14 protein-coding genes are annotated in these 16,742 nt (G+C 40.3%); 5 read left to right on the forward strand and 9 right to left on the reverse strand.

The features are described from left to right. From ABD769_RS14870 to ABD769_RS14885, 4 genes are all read right to left on the reverse strand, one after another. A complete protein-coding gene (locus ABD769_RS14870) occupies positions 1–1,509 on the reverse strand; it encodes a RagB/SusD family nutrient uptake outer membrane protein (RefSeq protein WP_344852195.1) in 1,509 nt (502 codons plus the stop codon). Between the two features lie 10 nt (positions 1,510–1,519). Further along, positions 1,520–4,876 carry a TonB-dependent receptor gene (locus ABD769_RS14875; RefSeq protein ID WP_344852196.1) on the reverse strand — a complete coding sequence of 1,119 codons (3,357 nt, stop codon included), beginning with the start codon at positions 4,874–4,876 and terminating at the stop codon, positions 1,520–1,522. Positions 4,877–5,090: 214 nt separating this feature from the next. After that, the gene (locus ABD769_RS14880; protein ID WP_344852197.1) at positions 5,091–6,266 is read right to left on the reverse strand and encodes a FecR family protein; all 1,176 of its coding nucleotides are present in this window, start codon (positions 6,264–6,266) and stop codon (positions 5,091–5,093) included. Between the two features lie 450 nt (positions 6,267–6,716). Beyond that, on the reverse strand, positions 6,717–7,349 hold the full coding sequence (locus ABD769_RS14885) for an RNA polymerase sigma factor (RefSeq protein ID WP_344852198.1): 633 nt from the start codon (positions 7,347–7,349) through the stop codon (positions 6,717–6,719). Between the two features lie 122 nt (positions 7,350–7,471). Between ABD769_RS14885 and ABD769_RS14890 the strand changes: the two genes are divergently transcribed. The 3 genes from ABD769_RS14890 (at position 7,472) to ABD769_RS14900 (ending at position 10,048) form a co-directional block, all read left to right on the forward strand. Beyond that, entirely contained in the window at positions 7,472–7,774 is a 303-nt protein-coding gene (locus tag ABD769_RS14890) for an ArsR/SmtB family transcription factor (protein WP_344852199.1), read from the forward strand. Positions 7,775–7,787: 13 nt separating this feature from the next. Then, positions 7,788–8,888 carry an NADH:flavin oxidoreductase gene (locus ABD769_RS14895; protein WP_344852200.1) on the forward strand — a complete coding sequence of 367 codons (1,101 nt, stop codon included), beginning with the start codon at positions 7,788–7,790 and terminating at the stop codon, positions 8,886–8,888. A 269-nt stretch (positions 8,889–9,157) separates the two neighbouring features. Further along, positions 9,158–10,048 (forward strand): pirin family protein, encoded by an 891-nt coding sequence (locus ABD769_RS14900; protein ID WP_344852201.1) that lies wholly within the window; start codon positions 9,158–9,160, stop codon positions 10,046–10,048. Here ABD769_RS14900 and ABD769_RS14905 read toward each other — a convergent pair. Both ABD769_RS14905 and ABD769_RS14910 read right to left on the reverse strand, forming a co-directional pair. Beyond that, positions 10,045–11,226 carry a hypothetical protein gene (locus ABD769_RS14905; RefSeq protein ID WP_344852202.1) on the reverse strand — a complete coding sequence of 394 codons (1,182 nt, stop codon included), beginning with the start codon at positions 11,224–11,226 and terminating at the stop codon, positions 10,045–10,047. The genes ABD769_RS14900 and ABD769_RS14905 overlap by 4 nt on opposite strands. Beyond that, positions 11,223–11,861: an RNA polymerase sigma factor gene (locus tag ABD769_RS14910; RefSeq protein ID WP_344852203.1), complete on the reverse strand. Its 639-nt coding sequence runs from the start codon at positions 11,859–11,861 to the stop codon at positions 11,223–11,225. The genes ABD769_RS14905 and ABD769_RS14910 overlap by 4 nt, the downstream gene beginning before the upstream one ends. Before the next feature lie 175 nt (positions 11,862–12,036). Between ABD769_RS14910 and ABD769_RS14915 the strand changes: the two genes are divergently transcribed. Continuing rightward, positions 12,037–12,906 (forward strand): hypothetical protein, encoded by an 870-nt coding sequence (locus tag ABD769_RS14915; RefSeq protein ID WP_344852204.1) that lies wholly within the window; start codon positions 12,037–12,039, stop codon positions 12,904–12,906. Between the two features lie 57 nt (positions 12,907–12,963). On the opposite strand, the gene ABD769_RS14920 is transcribed toward ABD769_RS14915, so the two are convergent. Together ABD769_RS14920 and greA are read right to left on the reverse strand one after the other, a co-directional pair. Beyond that, positions 12,964–13,362, reverse strand: a complete 399-nt coding sequence (locus ABD769_RS14920; RefSeq protein WP_113949010.1) for an HIT family protein — start codon at positions 13,360–13,362, stop codon at positions 12,964–12,966. Between the two features lie 103 nt (positions 13,363–13,465). Further along, positions 13,466–13,939 (reverse strand): transcription elongation factor GreA, encoded by a 474-nt coding sequence (greA, locus tag ABD769_RS14925; RefSeq protein WP_025146397.1) that lies wholly within the window; start codon positions 13,937–13,939, stop codon positions 13,466–13,468. Between the two features lie 333 nt (positions 13,940–14,272). On the opposite strand from greA, the gene ABD769_RS14930 reads away from it, so the two are divergent. Beyond that, the gene (locus ABD769_RS14930) at positions 14,273–16,153 is read left to right on the forward strand and encodes a M1 family metallopeptidase (RefSeq protein ID WP_344852205.1); all 1,881 of its coding nucleotides are present in this window, start codon (positions 14,273–14,275) and stop codon (positions 16,151–16,153) included. Between the two features lie 61 nt (positions 16,154–16,214). On the opposite strand, the gene ABD769_RS14935 is transcribed toward ABD769_RS14930, so the two are convergent. Then, positions 16,215–16,685, reverse strand: coding sequence for an OsmC family protein (locus tag ABD769_RS14935; RefSeq protein WP_344852206.1), 471 nt, complete (start codon positions 16,683–16,685; stop codon positions 16,215–16,217). Positions 16,686–16,742 lie beyond the last annotated feature (57 nt).

Below are 16,742 nucleotides of genomic sequence, written 5' to 3' on the forward strand. Positions count from 1 at the left end.
TTAATTATAACCTGGATTTTGTTTAATCACACCTTTTGTAAGATCGATTTCTTGTTGTGGAATTGGAATAAATTCGCTTTTGCCTGCTTTGTAGCCCACTGGGCCTAAAACAGTAACGGCCCTGCCACTGCGAACAAGATCGAAGAAACGGTGCCCTTCGAAAGCAAGTTCTAACCTGCGCTCGTTGAAGATATTATCTAAAGTTGCAGGAACCGGAGTTAAACCCACTCTGGCCCTTACAGCAGTGAGCAGTTCTAGTGCACGTGTCGGATTACTGTTTAACCTCACCAAGGCTTCAGCTTCCATTAAATAGGTATCGGCCAAACGCATTTCAATTTCATCAATAGGCCAGTTTAATTCGGCGGTACCGCTGTTAGAACGGTAAGCTTTTAACGGTGCATATTTTTTGATGAAATAATCGGTGTTCTGGTACCTTCCGTTATAAGTTGCGCCGGCAGCTTTTAATGCAGCACCATCAATAACAGAGGTAGCAAAACGCGGGTCAGTTTTCATGGCATTTACCAGACTCAGCGTTACCGGGCAGAAGCCCCAGCCAGCAGAATAAGTATCGCCATTATAGCTGTCCATACCCACAAACTGGGTACCTACATTACCTTCGCCACCATTAACCCAGCCCCAATCGCCCCATGCAGCTAAGGTAGAATGAGGAATTTCCAAGATTACTTCAGCATTAAATTTATTATCCGGTCTGAAGATATCAGCATAATTTGGCAATAAAGAATAACCATAAGCATTACCAACTTTATTGATATCGTTAAATAAAGTAGCGGCTTCCTGAAGCTTGGTATTATCGTTTTGGTACAGCAATACTTTTGCAAGCAATGCTTTTGCTGCACCCATCGAAATGCGGCCTTTTTCGTTTGTGGCAACCGTTGCAGGTAACGACGGATAAGCATCACGCAGGTCTTTCTCCACCTGCGCATAAATTGCTGCCGGTGCAGATTGTTTTTGTGTGTATAATTCTCCTGTTGGGATGGTGGCCGTAATTAATGGCACATTGCCAAAAAACCTCACCAGATCGAAATAGAAATATGCCCTTAAAAATTTAGCCTCGGCAGTTACCCTGGTTTTAAAACCTGCGCTTAAGGTTGCTGCCTTTTCAATTTTCTCTAAAATAATATTGGCACGGTTAATACCAGTAAAGTTTTTGCTCCATAAACCCACCTGCGGACCCAACCTCGAATCCATATTAAAGTTATCGTAAGCTACCCAGCCTGGCTGATCGGAAGCGTTACTGCCACCAGCAAAACAATCGTCGGATGCAGCACTTAATAATGGTTGTTTCATGGTATAACCACCGGTTGTACCCCATTGCATTACATCATAAACCGATATCAGGCCCTGGTAAACTTCTGTTTCGTTCCGGTAAAAATTTTCTTCTGTTGCAGTTCCTTTTGGCACCAGCTCCAAAAAATCTTTTTTGCAGGAAACTGTTAATTGCATCATCGCCAAAATGGCAATCGAATATTTTATATGTCTAATTTTCATATTGCTCTTGTTAAAATCCAACATTTACACCTACAAAGAATGACCTGGCCTGCGGATAAAAACCGCGGTCTACGCCTAAGCTTCCGCCACCAATTTCCGGATCGTAGCCAGTGTATTTGGTTAGTGTAAACAGGTTATTGCCCATTACATAAATTTTTAACTTATCTAAACCAACTTTATTTACCAGCTGCTTAGGCAAAGTGTAGCCCAGTTGAACGTTCTTTAACCTGAAATAAGCACCACTTTCCAAAAACAGGCTCGATACACGGCTATAGTTTTTGTTATCATCCTGCAGGGTTACCCTTGGTATGGTATTGCTTGTTCCTTCTCCTGTCCACCGGTTTAAAATATTGGTGGTGTAGTTAGATGGGGTTAAATCGAACCTTCTTAATCCATTAAAGATCATGTTTCCGGATACACCCTGCCCGAACAACGAAATATCAAAGCCTTTATATTTTGCAGAAAAGGTTAAACCATAAGTAAAATTCGGGTTCGATCGGCCTAAGAAAGTCCTGTCTGCATCGCTGATTAAACCATCGCCATTCAGGTCCAAAAATTTAATATCACCAGGTTTTGCATTGGGCTGAATTAAAGCACCTGCACCGTTTTTATAGTTGTTGATTTCGGCTTGGTTCTGGAAAAGACCTGCAGTCTGGTATCCAAAAAACGAATCAACCGGCTGGCCAACAGCTACACGCGTTACCTCTAAACCCTGTGGCGTAATGGTTTGCCTGCTTGGGATATAATCTTTATCGGCACCCAGTAAGGTTACCTGATTTTTGATAAACGAAGCATTACCGGCAATATGAAAACTCACTTCACCGATTTTTTTATTCCAGCCCAGTTCAATTTCGAAACCCCTGTTGTATAAATCGGCTGTATTGGCATAAGGTCCGCTATTACCCACATACGATGGAACCACCTGTTGCAGCAACATTCCGTAGGTTTTTTTATTAAAATAACTGGTACTTAAAGTAATGCCTTCAAACAAGGTAGCATCAAAACCTAAATCAACTGAAGAGGTTTCTTCCCACTTTAAATCAGGGTTTGAAAGGGCATTCGGGCTCACGCCATTAACAAGTGTTTGGCCGGAAGCCGTTCCCAAAGAATAGTTCCTTCCACCACTTACGGTTGCCAGGTAGCTGAAATCGGGAATATTATCGTTACCATTAATACCATACGAACCTCTAAACTTTAAAAAGGTGATGATATCATTTTTAGGCCAGAAATCTTCACGCGAGGCTACCCAACCTGCTGATGCAGAAGGGAAATAACCGTATTTATTATTCGGACCAAAGCGTGATGAACCATCTCTGCGGATGATACCGGTAAACAGGTATTTTTCATCATAGTTATAAATTACCCTGCCAAATATGGAATTTAAAGTATTGAGGTATTCGCCACCATAAAAATCTGAATTGGTTCTGGCTACCGGAAATTGCAATGAAGCATCTTTAATGTTATCAACCGGAATGCCTTCTTTAATACCTCCCTGGGTTTCGCCTTTGTTTTTCTGTGCCGAGTAGCCCAATAATGCGGTAAATACATGCTTACCTATAGTTTTATCATAACTCAGGGTATTCTCCAACGACCAGAACAAACCCCTGTTGCTATCTCTGGTATAAGCCGTTAGGGTAGATTGATTGATCGAGTTCAGATAATAAATCGGACGAAATGTTTGTCCGCCCCAAAAAGCAAGATCCACGCCTCCGGTACTTCTGAATTTTAAGCCTTTTATAAATTCAACTTCAGCAAATGCATTTCCAACTACTTTATCGCTCCAGCTATTTCCCTGTGCTACCTTTAAAGCAGCAACCGGATTTAAAACCTCCGATTGTGCATAATCAGAAATACCATAAGGAAAACCTGCATCATTTCTTACTACCGGATTATTCAGGTATTTTGAGGCGCCATATTTTGCAGGATCGGTTTCAACCACAGGGGTAATCGGATCCATATTAATGGCCCTGCTTAAAGGCGATCCATACTCGGTATTGGTACTTACCCCAACAGAATTTATCCTGGTGTACCCGATGGAATTACCGAATTTGATGTTTTTGGTAATTTTATGCTCAAAGTTAAACCTCGCAGTAAATCTTTTGAACTGCGAATTTGATGTAGCCACAATACCATCCTGATCGAAATAACTGAACGAGCCGTAATAAACAGATTTATCATTTCCTCCGCTCATGTTTAAATCGTGGTTCTGGATTTTAGCGCTGTTGTTAAATACAGCTGCCTGCCAATCGGTACCTTCGCCATATTGCGCCGGATTTGGGAACCGTACTGTGGTAATCCCATCAGCCAGTTGCGATTCGTTATATATGGTAGCGTATTGCGTTGCGTTTAACAGGTTAAGTTTGGTAGAAGGCGCTTGCGTACCAATGTAGTTGTTATACTCGAGTCTGATTCTTCCGGTATTAGCACCTTTTTTAGTAGTTACAATAATTACCCCGTTTGCGGCACGTGTACCATAAATGGCGGCCGACGCAGCATCTTTTAATACCTCTATCGATTCGATATCCGATTGATTCAGGTATTCTATCCCTCCACCAATTACCACTCCATCTACTACAAATAATGGATTTGCATTATTAATATTGGCCGTACCACGGATCCTGATGGTACCGCCATCGCCCGGTTGGCCGGAGCTCGTCATTACATTCACACCCGATGCCCTGCCCTGTAACGATTGCTCTAAACGCACCACAGGAGCATTTTCCAGATCGGCAGCTTTAACAGAAGCAATTGCACCCGTTACCACACTTTTCTTTTGCGTACCGTAACCAATTACCACTGCATCGGCCAATAGGCCTGCCTGCGGCTCCAGTTTTATGGTTAAGCCATTGGCTGCGGTTACTTCTTTATTTTCGTAACCGATGTAAGAAACCACAAGCGTTGCTCCCTCTGTTACATCTTTTAAAATAAATGTACCTGTTTCATCAGTTACCGAACCCTGGTTAGTGCCTTTTACCTTTATACTGGCACCAATCATTGGCAGGCCTTTTTCATCAACCACCTTACCTCTGATATCAACAAAAGAACGGATCATTAAAGGTGTACCTTCAGCTGCTTTGCGATGGATGATAATGGTATTATTTTTTATGGTATAGCCAAGCGGCTGATCGTTAAAAATACGTTTGAGCGCTTCTTTTATATCTGTATTACGGATATCGATGGTTACCGGTTTAGCCTCCTTTAAAAGGTCTAAATCATACAGAAAACTATAGCCCACGCTTTTGTTCAGCTTGCGAAAAACTTTAAGCAGGGTAGTATTTTTTTCTGATAATGTTACGTTTTGTGCATTTGCAGCCCCGTAACTGAGCTGTAAAAATGTAGTGATTAGCAAGACAAAAGTCAATTTCATAATCAACAAAATTTTAAACAGGCGTCCCTTTGGTTGGGGCAACCATTCAGTATAAAAATTCATATATTTGGTTATTAGGTTTGGAATAGTTGTATCTCACAATTTTACGATTAGAACAGGTCCTTAAATATGGCCGGGAGCGTTGCCGCGCTTCCGGTTTTTTTTAGTCAGGCATATTCTAAAAATCATCATCGTTCTGATGAAAAAGTATAAGTTATGGCATAACTAAAATCCTCCTTTCTTCAATTTTAAAATGTACGGCACCTGTAGTTTGAAGCATATCTAACACCTCGTTAACGCTATTGAATCGCGAAATGCGGCCGCCAAAGGTTTTATTGATTTTATTGCCGCGGTAATCTATTTCTACATTATACCAGCGGGCAATTTTGTTCATAATGGTTGCTAAATTTTCTTCATTAAAACTGAAATAACCGTCTTTCCAGGTTACCGATTCTTCGGCATCAACAATTTCTACCCTTACCGATGGCGAAGAAGAAGCAATAATCGATTGCTGGCCAGGCTTTAACAACTGAGAAATGTTCGACTGCAGGTTTTTAATCCTTACACTACCTTCCAACAATGTAGTTTTATTGCTCGGTTCGTTGTTATAGGCATTGATGTTGAAATGCGTGCCCAATACTTCTACTTCCTGGCTCCTGCCTGCACCAATATCGCTTTTCACTTTAAAGGGTACCCGCGCACCTTTTTTATCGGTTAATTTGGCCACTTCGAAATAAGCCTCACCTTTTAGTTCTACTTTTCTTTCTTCGCTACTAAAAGCAGCCGGGTATTTTAAAACCGATTCGGCATTGAGCCAAACTTTGGTTCCATCAGGAAGGTTGATCTGGTATTGTCCGCCACGCGGCGTTTCTATTGTATTATAAACTGCATTTTTAACATTTGGTGCCGAATGGGAGGCAATGGTATAAATCAGTTCCCCTTTGCTGGTTTTGGTAATGTTAATGCCCGCTTGTTTAGCAATTACGCCGTTAGTTGCGTCGGTTAACGATATTTTAGAACCATCGGCCAGGGTTAAAGTGGCTTTATTGCCACCTGGTTTAATAATTTTTTCTGCATTACTAATTTGTTGTGGATTTATCAGCTGTTTTTTAAGCTGGTTATTGATCACAAAACCAATAAAGAAAAGTACCACTGCCGCAGCCGCCAGTTTTGGCCAGAGCATATGTCTCCGCACCGGTTTCAGCTCCGTTTCTTCTTCAATCGCATTCCAGATCTGATATTTGGCATCATTTAATTCAGCATGATCCAGGTTCGACTCTCTTGAAGAAAGTTCGGATAAGTGCCACGATTCTACTAAAGCTATTTCATCTTCAGTACACAATCCATTTCTGTATCGTTCTAAAAGTTTTTCAACTTCGGCTTTGTTCATTACTTCAAAATATTTGGCTAATTAAATACATGTAGGTTAACCATAGCCCAGGTAGTAGATGAAAAGAAAATATTTTTATTTTTTTTGATTCGCCAGATTTCCTGAGTTGTTCTCAGGTGATTAAGGTGTTCAATATTTTTTTTTGAAAACGACTGGTTCAGTTTTTCATGGGGATGGGCAGCTCCGTTATCCGCTTTACTCCGTTACACTACGTGTTCGCTCCTACCGGGTTTATTTACAAGGGATATCAGCCCGGATTTCGAGCGAGACGCTACAACCAGAGTGGGATGCGAGGGTTTTGCGTTAGGGATTGGAAGGGTTCAGTACCGATCCTTCATCGGTACCGGAGCGAAGCGCAGCCCTGAAAGCCCGCCCCCCTCTCCTGATTTTTCATCGGGAGAGGGTAACGCCCAAATCAATCAATTTATAATTTTTGGGTTAGAATAAAAATCAGCGAAGCATTAAAATTACAGCCAACAACAAAAACGAAGTGAGTTTTAACCTTAAAACCTTTAGCGCATTGCTCATTTGTTTTTTTACCGTTTTATCAGATAGGTGCAAAATTTCTGCAATTTCCTTTTGGCTCAGGTGCTGCCTGCGGCTCATTTCGAAAATCAGGCGCATTTTTGGCGGCAGTAAGGCTACTTCTTTCTCAATCAGTGAAGCAAATTCGCGCTCACGGATATAATTATCCGTAACGTAATCGCCCTGATCAGCAAAGCTTTCTAACGACTGTAAATAATTGCTACGCGATTTATTCTTATCCAGCCAATCGAAGATTTTATACCTAACCGCAGTATAAAGGTAGGCTGATAATTCTGATTTGATTTTAATATTCGGATTGCTCCAGAGGTACACAAAAATCTCCTGAACAATATCCCTTGCATCTTCCCTGTCGGGCACCATTTTACAGGCATAGACATATAACAAACCGTTAAACCGCTCGTAAATTTCTTCGAACGCATACTTATCCCCATCCTGCATCAGGACGAAAAGTTCGTGATCGGTTAATGAGTTATAAGTTGACAAATGGTTAGAATGATTAAACGAATGTAAGAAATTGTTTAATGTAAATCCTAACATTATTTTAATATCATGCTGAGCTTTAAACGTTTTAGCAACGCTTAATACAAGATTCTACACACAATTGTAAAGTTTAGGGCTTTAATTGGTATATCGGGAAATTCCGATATACATTTGTACCCATGGATCAGGTAGAAATATTTAAAGCCCTTTCGAACAAAACCCGTTTGCAGATTTTAGGTTGGTTAAAAGAACCGGAACTTAATTTTCCGGAACAACCAAATGCGGATTTTGAAAACGTGGGTGTTTGTGTGGGTCAGATCCAGCTAAAGAGTGGTTTATCACAAAGTACCATTTCAGAATACCTCTCTATCCTTCAACGTGCCGATTTAATCAGTTCTACCCGCATCGGGCAGTGGACTTATTACAAACGCAATAAAGAAGGGATAGAAAAATTAAGCAAAATCATCAATACAGCATTATAAATATTAAAGTAATATGAACACAGATAGTTTATTCAGGCCTTTTAGCCTTAAAACATTAAATACAAAAAACAGGATTGTAATGGCACCGATGACGAGATCTTTCTCGCCAGAGGGTGTACCAACAGCCGATGTTGCTACCTATTACGCAAAAAGAGCAGCTGGTGAAGTGGGCTTAATTTTATCAGAAGGAACCGTAATTAACCGCCCTTCTTCTTCTGCAGATCCTAATATTCCACATTTTTATGGCAAAGAAGCATTGGCAGGCTGGGAAAATGTGATTAAAGGTGTTCACCAGGCTGGCGGACAAATGGGCCCACAGATCTGGCACCAGGGTGTGATGGAAAACCACGCATCGGGATGGTTGCCGGGCGCCCCTTTCGAAGGTCCGTCTAGCTTTAACAAACCAGGTTTCGAAAACGGCGTAGCCATGACGGATGCTGCCATTGCCGATACCATTGCCGCTTTTGGCCAGGCTGCTGCTGATGCCAAAGCTTTAGGTTTCGATACCGTTGAAATACATGGTGCCCACCAATATTTAATCGATCAGTTTTTCTGGGAAGGAACAAACAACCGTACCGACATTTACGGCGGTAAAACTTTGGCCGAGCGCACCCGCTTTGGTGTTGAAGTTATTAAAGAAGTACGTAAAAGGGTTGGCGAAGATTTCGCATTAATTATTCGTTTATCTCAATTTAAACCTGCTGCTTACGATTATAAACTGGCTAAAAATGAGCAGGAGTTAGAAGAGTGGTTAACACCATTGGCCGATGCCGGAATTGATATTTTCCATTGCTCGCAACGCCGTTTCTGGGAACCAGAATTTGAAGGTTCTGATTTAAACTTTGCCGGTTGGGCGAAAAAGGTTACCGGAAAAGCAACCATTTCAGTAGGTTCTGTTGGTTTGGATGGCGATTTCTTTGGTGCTTTTGCTGGTCAGAGTTCACAACCTAGCTCTTTAGACGAACTGGTACGCAGAATGGACCGTGGCGATTTTGATTTGGTTGCCGTTGGCCGTCCGCTTTTAGCAGATCCGAACTGGGTAGAAAAAATTAAAAATAACCGCACTGAAGAACTGAAAGGCTTTAGCAAAGAGGCTTTAATGCAATTAGTATAAATAAATATCCCTATTTTTCTTTTTAAGTTTAAAAAGCATCTCGAAAGGGATGCTTTTTTTATTAAATACCGTCATCTCGACTGGAACACAGTGGAATGGAGAGATCAATCTCGAGATAGATTTAGCTTCGCTGAGCACTTCGTGGTTCTCGGCTTCGTTGCACTCCGCTCGAAATGACGTTGAGTGGAAAGTAGTGTTGTAATGAGTATATTTTCTCTTGAACTCCCACCCTTTTTCCTTAAATTCACCTCATTAAAATTGATCATTCCATGTCGAATATTAAACTGATTATCGAAGAACGGCCAGCAAACATTGGTAATTTTATGGTTGGCAGGCTTTTGCCTTTCAGAGAGAAACGCATGGTTGGCCCTTTTTCTTTTATCGACCATATGGGGCCTGCGGCAATGAGCGATCACGAAAATCTCGATGTTCCGCCACATCCGCACATCGGCCTTTCTACCCTCACTTTTTTGTTCGAAGGAGAAATTACCCATAAAGACAGTCTGGGATCGGATGTGGTAATCAAACCCGGACAGGTAAACTGGATGACATCGGGCAGTGGCATTGTCCATTCGGAAAGAACACCCGAATACCTCCGCCACAGCAACAAAATGCTGCATGGTTTACAGATTTGGGTGGCTTTACCCAAACACCTGGAACAGATGGAACCTGAATTTTTCCATGTAGAAGGCGCCGACATCCCTGCTTGGGAACAGGATGGCGTTGCCATTAAATTAATTGCCGGTGAGTCTTTTGGCCGGATATCGCCCGTTCCGGTTTATAGTCCGCTGTATTTTCTGGAATTAAAAAGTACCAGCCGCCAGAAAGTAAATATCGGCGATTACCTTTTTGGAGAAAGTGCCCTGTATATTTTGGAAGGAGCAATAGAAAGCGACGGACATATTTTTGAACCCCGCCAGATTTTAATTGCCAATGATGCTAAACTCTGCGAGTTCACCATGCACGCAAACACCACAGTTTACATTTTTGGCGGAGAACCTTTCCCTGAAGAACGCTTTATTTACTGGAATTTTGTGGCTTCTGATAAAGAGCTGATCGAGAAAGCAAAACAGAAATGGCTGGAGCAAAGCTTTAAACCCGTACCCGGCGAAACCGGCTTTGTGCCTCTGCCAGATCCGATCAGAAATATTAAACATTAATTTTTCTTAAACAGGTTCATATTTACCGAAACTGCTATTCCTGTTGAGGATAACCTTGAATTTCCGTAACCAATATCGGTTAACGGGATTTTCATAAAAGGTTTGGCGCTGATGCTTAAATTATTATTTATTTTATGTTGAAATTCTACCCCAACATTGGCAATACCCAAATAATGTTGATTTTGCCCCTTAACTTCCCAACCCTGCGGTCCCTGATAAGCACCATCGTAAGCGTAAGTATATCGCTCTTTTAACATAATATAGCTCGAAAGTCCGGTACTTACCGAAATCGAATTTCTGTTATTTCCAAAAACCTTATAATTTACATTTAAAGGAATATCAATTACATCGCAATTGGCGTGAATATTTGATGGTGCTATTTTAAAAATATAACTGGTGTTCGGATTATATAAACTAAAATCCGAATCGTAAATCTTCTTGGCGTATGATGCTCCTGTGGTGATGCTTAGTTTTTTAGATAATAAATAAGTTGCTTCTACTCCAAAACCACCACTTAAACTGCTTGTACCCGATTTTTGAACACTGGTTAAATCAGGTGCGGCTAAAATACTCAGTACAAACCGCGATTTTTGTTTTAAAACAGGTGGTTTTATCCGTTCAGGCTTGCCAACGGTAACATCTGATGCTAATTTTTGATCTTTAAATTCAACAGGGTTAATTTTCGAACTCAAATCCGGCTTAAACTGCACATTGGCCAACAAACTGGTATTATTAGCTATAGTTTCAATGCTTTTCTGACCAGTTTCTACATTTACATCAGTAATACGCTTTTGAACTGATTTGCCCGCTTCATTATTTTTGTGGTTTACAACCAACGAATTTGAATCTATATGTGCAGCAGGATCAACCTGTTTTCCAGGCTGTCCTGTTAAATTTCCTGTATTATTTTGTTTTTCATTATTTTGATTTCCCTTATCGGTTTTTATCACCGCCTTAACATCATTTTGTTTTCCGAATGGCTTTATTAATAAAAACACGATCAATAACATTGCTGCAATTCCGGCTGCAGCGGTTAACCAAAACAAAGGCAGAACCCTCTTTTTTGGTGTTGGATGCAATGTTTCCTCCAGATTATCCCAATCTAAATCATTAAAAGGCAGATCGGGGTTTTCCAATCCATCTTTAAATAATTTATCTATATCTTTTCCCTCTTTCATTGCATGTTTGTGTATAACCTTATCTGTAAAAGGTTTTTATCTACGCCCGAACTCCTTACCTGGTAAGTTTTCGCATCAGTAGTTTTTAACATTTCCTGTAATTTCTGCCTGGCCTTAAACAGGTTCGACTTTGATGTTCCGATTGATATACCCAGCATTTCGGCAATTTCTTCATGGTTATAACCATCTATAGCAAAAAGGTTAAAAACCGTTCGGTAGGCAGGACTTAAGGCCTGCACCAATGCCAGCAAATCATTGTAGGCCAATTTATCGTACACCGAACTTACCTGAGCAATGTTTTCATGTTCCAGGATATCTACATGATCGGAAAATTTTAAATTCGCCCGGTAATAATCGATAGCCGTATTGGTAATGATCCGGCCGAGCCAGGGCATAAAAGCCTTAGATGTTTCATATTTGGCTATATTCTTAAAGGCTTTAAAAAAACCATCGTTCAGTATTCCTGCAGCATCTAACCGATCGTGTGCGTAACGCAAACAAATACCCATAGCAAAGCTATAGAAATGTTTATATAGTGCTTTCTGACTATCTCTTTCATTTCTAACGCAGCCCTGAATATACTTTTGTATAGTTTCTTCACTATCGCGGTTAGCGGTCACAAGTTCTCCTTTCAACACACATTACGGCAAGGGATAACAAAAGGTTGCCTTAAAAAACTATTTTTTTAAAATATTTTATTTTGTTCATTTTGGTCAAAAATATCCATTCTACAAGCAACCATTTAGAATCTGGCGGCGTAATAGCGGCATATCAATTTTTATTAAAGTTAAAACTAAAAACAAAAATCTTATGCTAATCTACTTAAAAAAGAATCTATTGGCTATCATTTGTATAGCCATGGTATTTACAGCCTGTAAGAAAAACAGTTCTGATGAACCTACAACTCCAGTTAATAACAACAAAGGAATCCAGTTGGCTACTGATGCTAAATTTGGATCGGTATTAACGGATAAAGATGGCAAAACGTTATATTTCTTTTCATCAGATGCCGCAGGCATACCAACCTGTACGGGAGGTTGCGAAACCACCTGGCCACTTTATTATTCGGCCGATGCCAGTACAGATTTAAACCTAAATAAAGCTGAAGTTGGAGAAGTTACCAGGGCTGATGGACGTAAACAGAGCACTTACCGTGGTTATCCACTTTATTATTTTGCCGGCGATGCTGCAAAGGGTGATGTTAAAGGCGATGGTGTGGGCGGAATCTGGTTTGTGGCCAAGCCCGATTATTCTTTAATGTTGGCTAATGCGCAATTGGTTGGAAAAGTAAACGGAACCAGTACCAATTTCACAAATACCTATGCTGTAGGCGATGGCAAAACCATTTACCTTACGGATAACAAAGGCCGTACTTTATATGCCTTTGCGCCAGATAAAAATGGTTTAAATACCTACACAAAAGGTGCTACGCAAGAAGGTATTTGGCCAGTGTACGAATCTGAAGTGCTAAATGTTCCATCTGCAGTTGCAAAAACCGATGTCGGCGTAATTACTGTTGCCACAATTAGCAAAAAACAGTTAACCTACAAAGGATGGCCATTGTATTATTATGTTCCAGATATAAACAGAGGCGATAACCAAGGTTTCCTGGTTGGAAAAACGCCGGGTTCGGTTTGGCCTGTACTACAGCTAAACGCTACTGTTGCTCCGGCACAATAAAAACACTTGGGTTAGGCGGGTAGAATGGTCGGCTGGTATTTTATCAGCCGGCCTTTTTTATACTGTTAATAAAGCCTGCTTAATTTTTTCAGCAGCCTCGGCCAATTCTTCGTTTGTTGGCTTTAATTTTTCTTTGCTAAAGTTCATATCGCTCACATTATTCATTGGTATTAAATGGATGTGTGCATGCGGAACTTCCAGTCCGATTACTGAAACACCAACTTTTTTGCAGGGAAAAGCTTCTTTTAAGCCTTTGGCTACAATTTTGGCAAACATCCATAAACCCACATATAAATCTTCGTCCATATCAAAAATATAGTCGGTTTCAATTTTAGGGATCACCAGAACATGTCCTGCTGTTAAAGGCTGAACATCCAGAAAAGCTAAATATTCTACAGTTTCGGCTACAACATGCGCAGGGATTTCGCCTGCAACAATTTTTGAAAAGATAGTCATAAGGTGGAAGGTTAAAAGGTGGAAGGTTTGGGGGCCGAGCGGTTAGGGTTATGCGTTTGGCGATAGGCGTTTTAATAATCGCTCACCGCCAAACGCTATCCGCTTATCTCGATATCTCGAGTACTTCGAACTGCATTTTACCTGCAGGCACTTCAATTTCTGCAAACTCGCCTACGGATTTGCCCAGTAAGCCCTGTGCAATTGGCGATTTAACCGAAATTTTTCCGGTTTTTAAATCTGCCTCTGTTTCTGCCACCAATTGGTAAGTCATGGTTGCACCGTTCTTAACATTTTTTATTTTTACGATAGATAATGCCAATACTTTTGATAAATCCATTTTCGATTCATCAATTAAACGTGCATTTGCCAGCGTATTCTTTAATTTTGAAATTTTAGCTTCATGCAATCCCTGCGCCTCTTTTGCGGCATCGTATTCTGCATTCTCCGATAAATCACCTTTATCCCTTGCTTCTGCAATTGCTTTAGATATAAGCTGACGACCGGTGGTAGTTAGATAATGTACCTCCTCTTTCAATTTATCCAACCCCTCTTGGGTGTAGTATGTTACCTCTGTCATTGCTCTATTAATTTTTATTCAAACGCTATAAAAAACAAACAAGACTATATAGTTGGTTTGCTACATAGTCTTGCTTCAATTATAACGAAGATAAAATGTGGAAATTACAAAAGCAAATAAAAGATTAAGATTTAACGGATTTTTAGATTTCAGGATCTTTTTTTTACACCAATAGGCTTATATAAGAGGCAAAACTCACCAGAAATGTAACATTCAATCATACATTCATTCAAAAATCTATCATTCAACCATTCTCTCATTCAATCATTTTCTTATTCAATCATTCTGTAATTCAATCATTAGTTTTAATTTAGCTTAAATTATTCTTAAAAAATGAAAAAGTTATTTTCTATTGCCCTGCTCCTAAGTTTGGGCGGATATATGGCTTCGGCCCAGGAGCTTTATATGCCCCGGAATATTAAAGCGGCCTATGCCAAAGGTACCCGTTCGATGACTGGAAAACCCGGCCCAAATTACTGGCAAAACCATGGTAAGTACAATATGGACATCAAGGTAGATGCCGAAACCAAAGTAGTAAGCGGTAAAGAAGAAATTTTGTACAGCAACAACAGTTCGGATACATTAAAAAATCTGGCCATCCGGTTTGTAAACAACCTGCATAAACCAACTTCTCCAAGAAATGGTGCAGTGAGCGAAGATTTTTTGAGCACCGGATTAAATATTAGTTCTTTTTCGATAGACGGAGAAACCTATAAGATTGACAGCAAAAACTGGGGAACAGTTGGCAATGTAAAAATGAAAAAACCATTGGCGCCAAAATCGAAAATTACGGTTAAAATAGAATGGGATTATCCTTTATCAAAAGAAAGTGGCCGCGAAGGGCAGATTGATCCGAATTCATTTTTTGTGGCTTACAGCTATCCGCGGATTTCGGTTTTTGATGATTATAACGGCTGGGACCGCATCCCTCATACCGACAGGGCTGAATTTTACAACGATTTTAACGATTACGAATTCTCGGTTAAAGCGCCTAAAAATTATGTGGTATATGCCACAGGCGATTTCCTTAACCCTGATGAAGTATTACAGCCAGAGATTTCTGCACGTTTAAAAAAATCGTATAATGGTGATGAGGTGATTCACATTGCTACCGAACAGGAAATGAAAGACGGCAAAGTAACGCAACAAAAAGACTGGAACACCTGGAAATTTGCAGTAAACCACATTACCGATGTTACTTTTGCCCTGAGCAACCATTATGTATGGGATGGCGCAAGTGTAATTGTAGATAAAAAAACCAACCGCAGGTCGAGCGCGCAGGCAGCGTATAACCCAACCACAGGAAAAGATTTTGTAAATTCGGTTAAATATAATCTTAACGCATTAGACTGGTTTTCGAACAACTGGCCGGGCATTCCTTATCCTTATGTAAAAACGATAGCTTTTCAGGGTTTTGCCGATATGGAATACCCAATGATGGTGAACGATTCACAGTTTGGCGACCCTATTTTTGCACAACTGGTTCAGGATCATGAAGTTGCTCACACTTATTTCCCTTTCTACATGGGCATTAATGAAACCCGTTATGCTTATATGGACGAAGGTTGGGCCACTACATTCGAATATTTAATCGGCATTGCCGAACATGGCAAACAGGCTGCTGATGATTTTTACAAAAAATTCAGGGTTGATCAATACATTAACGATAAATCTGCAGAAGAAGACCAGCCGGTAATTTCGATGTCTGATCAGGTTTCGGGTGCAGGTTACGGAAATAACTCTTACGGAAAAGCATCATTGTCTTATTTGGCCTTGAAAGATATGTTGGGCGATGATTTATTTAAAAAAGCATTACATAATTATATGAGCAACTGGAATGGTAAACACCCTATTCCATGGGATTATTTTAATTCGATGAACGCAGGATCAGGGCAAAATTTAAACTGGTTTTTCCAAAACTGGTTTTTCACCAACAACTACCTCGATTTAGCCATTACCAAAGTAACACCTGCAAAAGGAAAATCGACGGTAACTGTTAAAAATATCGGTGGTTTCGCCATCCCATTTGATGTTGTGGTAACTTATACCGATGGAAAAACAGAAACCATCCACCAAACACCAGCCGTTTGGAAAGCAAATCAAAAAGAGGTTAATATAACAGTTAACACCACTAAAAAGATAACATCAATCAGTCTGGATAATGGCATTTATGTAGATGCTACGCCGAAGGATAATGTTTGGTCAGCGAAATAGCTGGCTGTCGTAATTTTCAGTTGGCGGTTAGATGTAACTGCCAACTGAAAACTGTTAACTACTAACTGAAACTGAGTACCGGCTCGTGTTTAACCGGAAAATTTAACGAATTGGCAATAAAACACATTTTATTAGCCTCATAATGCAGCGATGCTGCAAGTTCGTAATGTGCCTTATCGGCAATCAATACCTGTGGATGGAGGGTAACTTCTCTAAATCTCCCGCTTCCATCAGCTAATTCTTCCATGGTACCTACCGCCTCATCTTTATAATCGATGACTACGATCTCATTTTTAGAGCATAAATGCAAATACCAGAGCATGTGGCAACTGGAAATGGATGCCAGTAAAAGATCTTCGGGATTATATTTAGATTTATCGCCCAAAAAGGCAGAATCTGATGAACCGCCAATATCGGCTTTGCCTTTTACTGAAATAATATAATCGCGGTCGTAGGAACGGTAATCCATCGTACCCGAGCCTTTATTGCCCGTCCAGGTAACTGTAGTAGAATATAAATGATCTTTCGGCATGATAAATGGGTTAGATTGTATAGCCAATTTAAGAAAATAAAATTACTTAAGCTAAAG

Source organism: Pedobacter jeongneungensis, assembly GCF_039538295.1.
Classification (GTDB): domain Bacteria; phylum Bacteroidota; class Bacteroidia; order Sphingobacteriales; family Sphingobacteriaceae; genus Pedobacter; species Pedobacter jeongneungensis.

Coding starts and splice junctions, on each gene's coding strand:
- ABD769_RS14870 (WP_344852195.1), bottom strand. CDS start 1,509: ATGAAAATTAGACATATAAAATATTCGATTGCCATTTTGGCGATGATG.
- ABD769_RS14875 (WP_344852196.1), bottom strand. CDS start 4,876: ATGAAATTGACTTTTGTCTTGCTAATCACTACATTTTTACAGCTCAGT.
- ABD769_RS14900 (WP_344852201.1), top strand. CDS start 9,158: ATGTCGAATATTAAACTGATTATCGAAGAACGGCCAGCAAACATTGGT.
- greA (WP_025146397.1), bottom strand. CDS start 13,939: ATGACAGAGGTAACATACTACACCCAAGAGGGGTTGGATAAATTGAAA.
- ABD769_RS14905 (WP_344852202.1), bottom strand. CDS start 11,226: ATGAAAGAGGGAAAAGATATAGATAAATTATTTAAAGATGGATTGGAA.
- ABD769_RS14915 (WP_344852204.1), top strand. CDS start 12,037: ATGCTAATCTACTTAAAAAAGAATCTATTGGCTATCATTTGTATAGCC.
- ABD769_RS14935 (WP_344852206.1), bottom strand. CDS start 16,685: ATGCCGAAAGATCATTTATATTCTACTACAGTTACCTGGACGGGCAAT.
- ABD769_RS14895 (WP_344852200.1), top strand. CDS start 7,788: ATGAACACAGATAGTTTATTCAGGCCTTTTAGCCTTAAAACATTAAAT.
- ABD769_RS14930 (WP_344852205.1), top strand. CDS start 14,273: ATGAAAAAGTTATTTTCTATTGCCCTGCTCCTAAGTTTGGGCGGATAT.
- ABD769_RS14890 (WP_344852199.1), top strand. CDS start 7,472: ATGGATCAGGTAGAAATATTTAAAGCCCTTTCGAACAAAACCCGTTTG.
- ABD769_RS14880 (WP_344852197.1), bottom strand. CDS start 6,266: ATGAACAAAGCCGAAGTTGAAAAACTTTTAGAACGATACAGAAATGGA.
- ABD769_RS14920 (WP_113949010.1), bottom strand. CDS start 13,362: ATGACTATCTTTTCAAAAATTGTTGCAGGCGAAATCCCTGCGCATGTT.
- ABD769_RS14885 (WP_344852198.1), bottom strand. CDS start 7,349: ATGTTAGGATTTACATTAAACAATTTCTTACATTCGTTTAATCATTCT.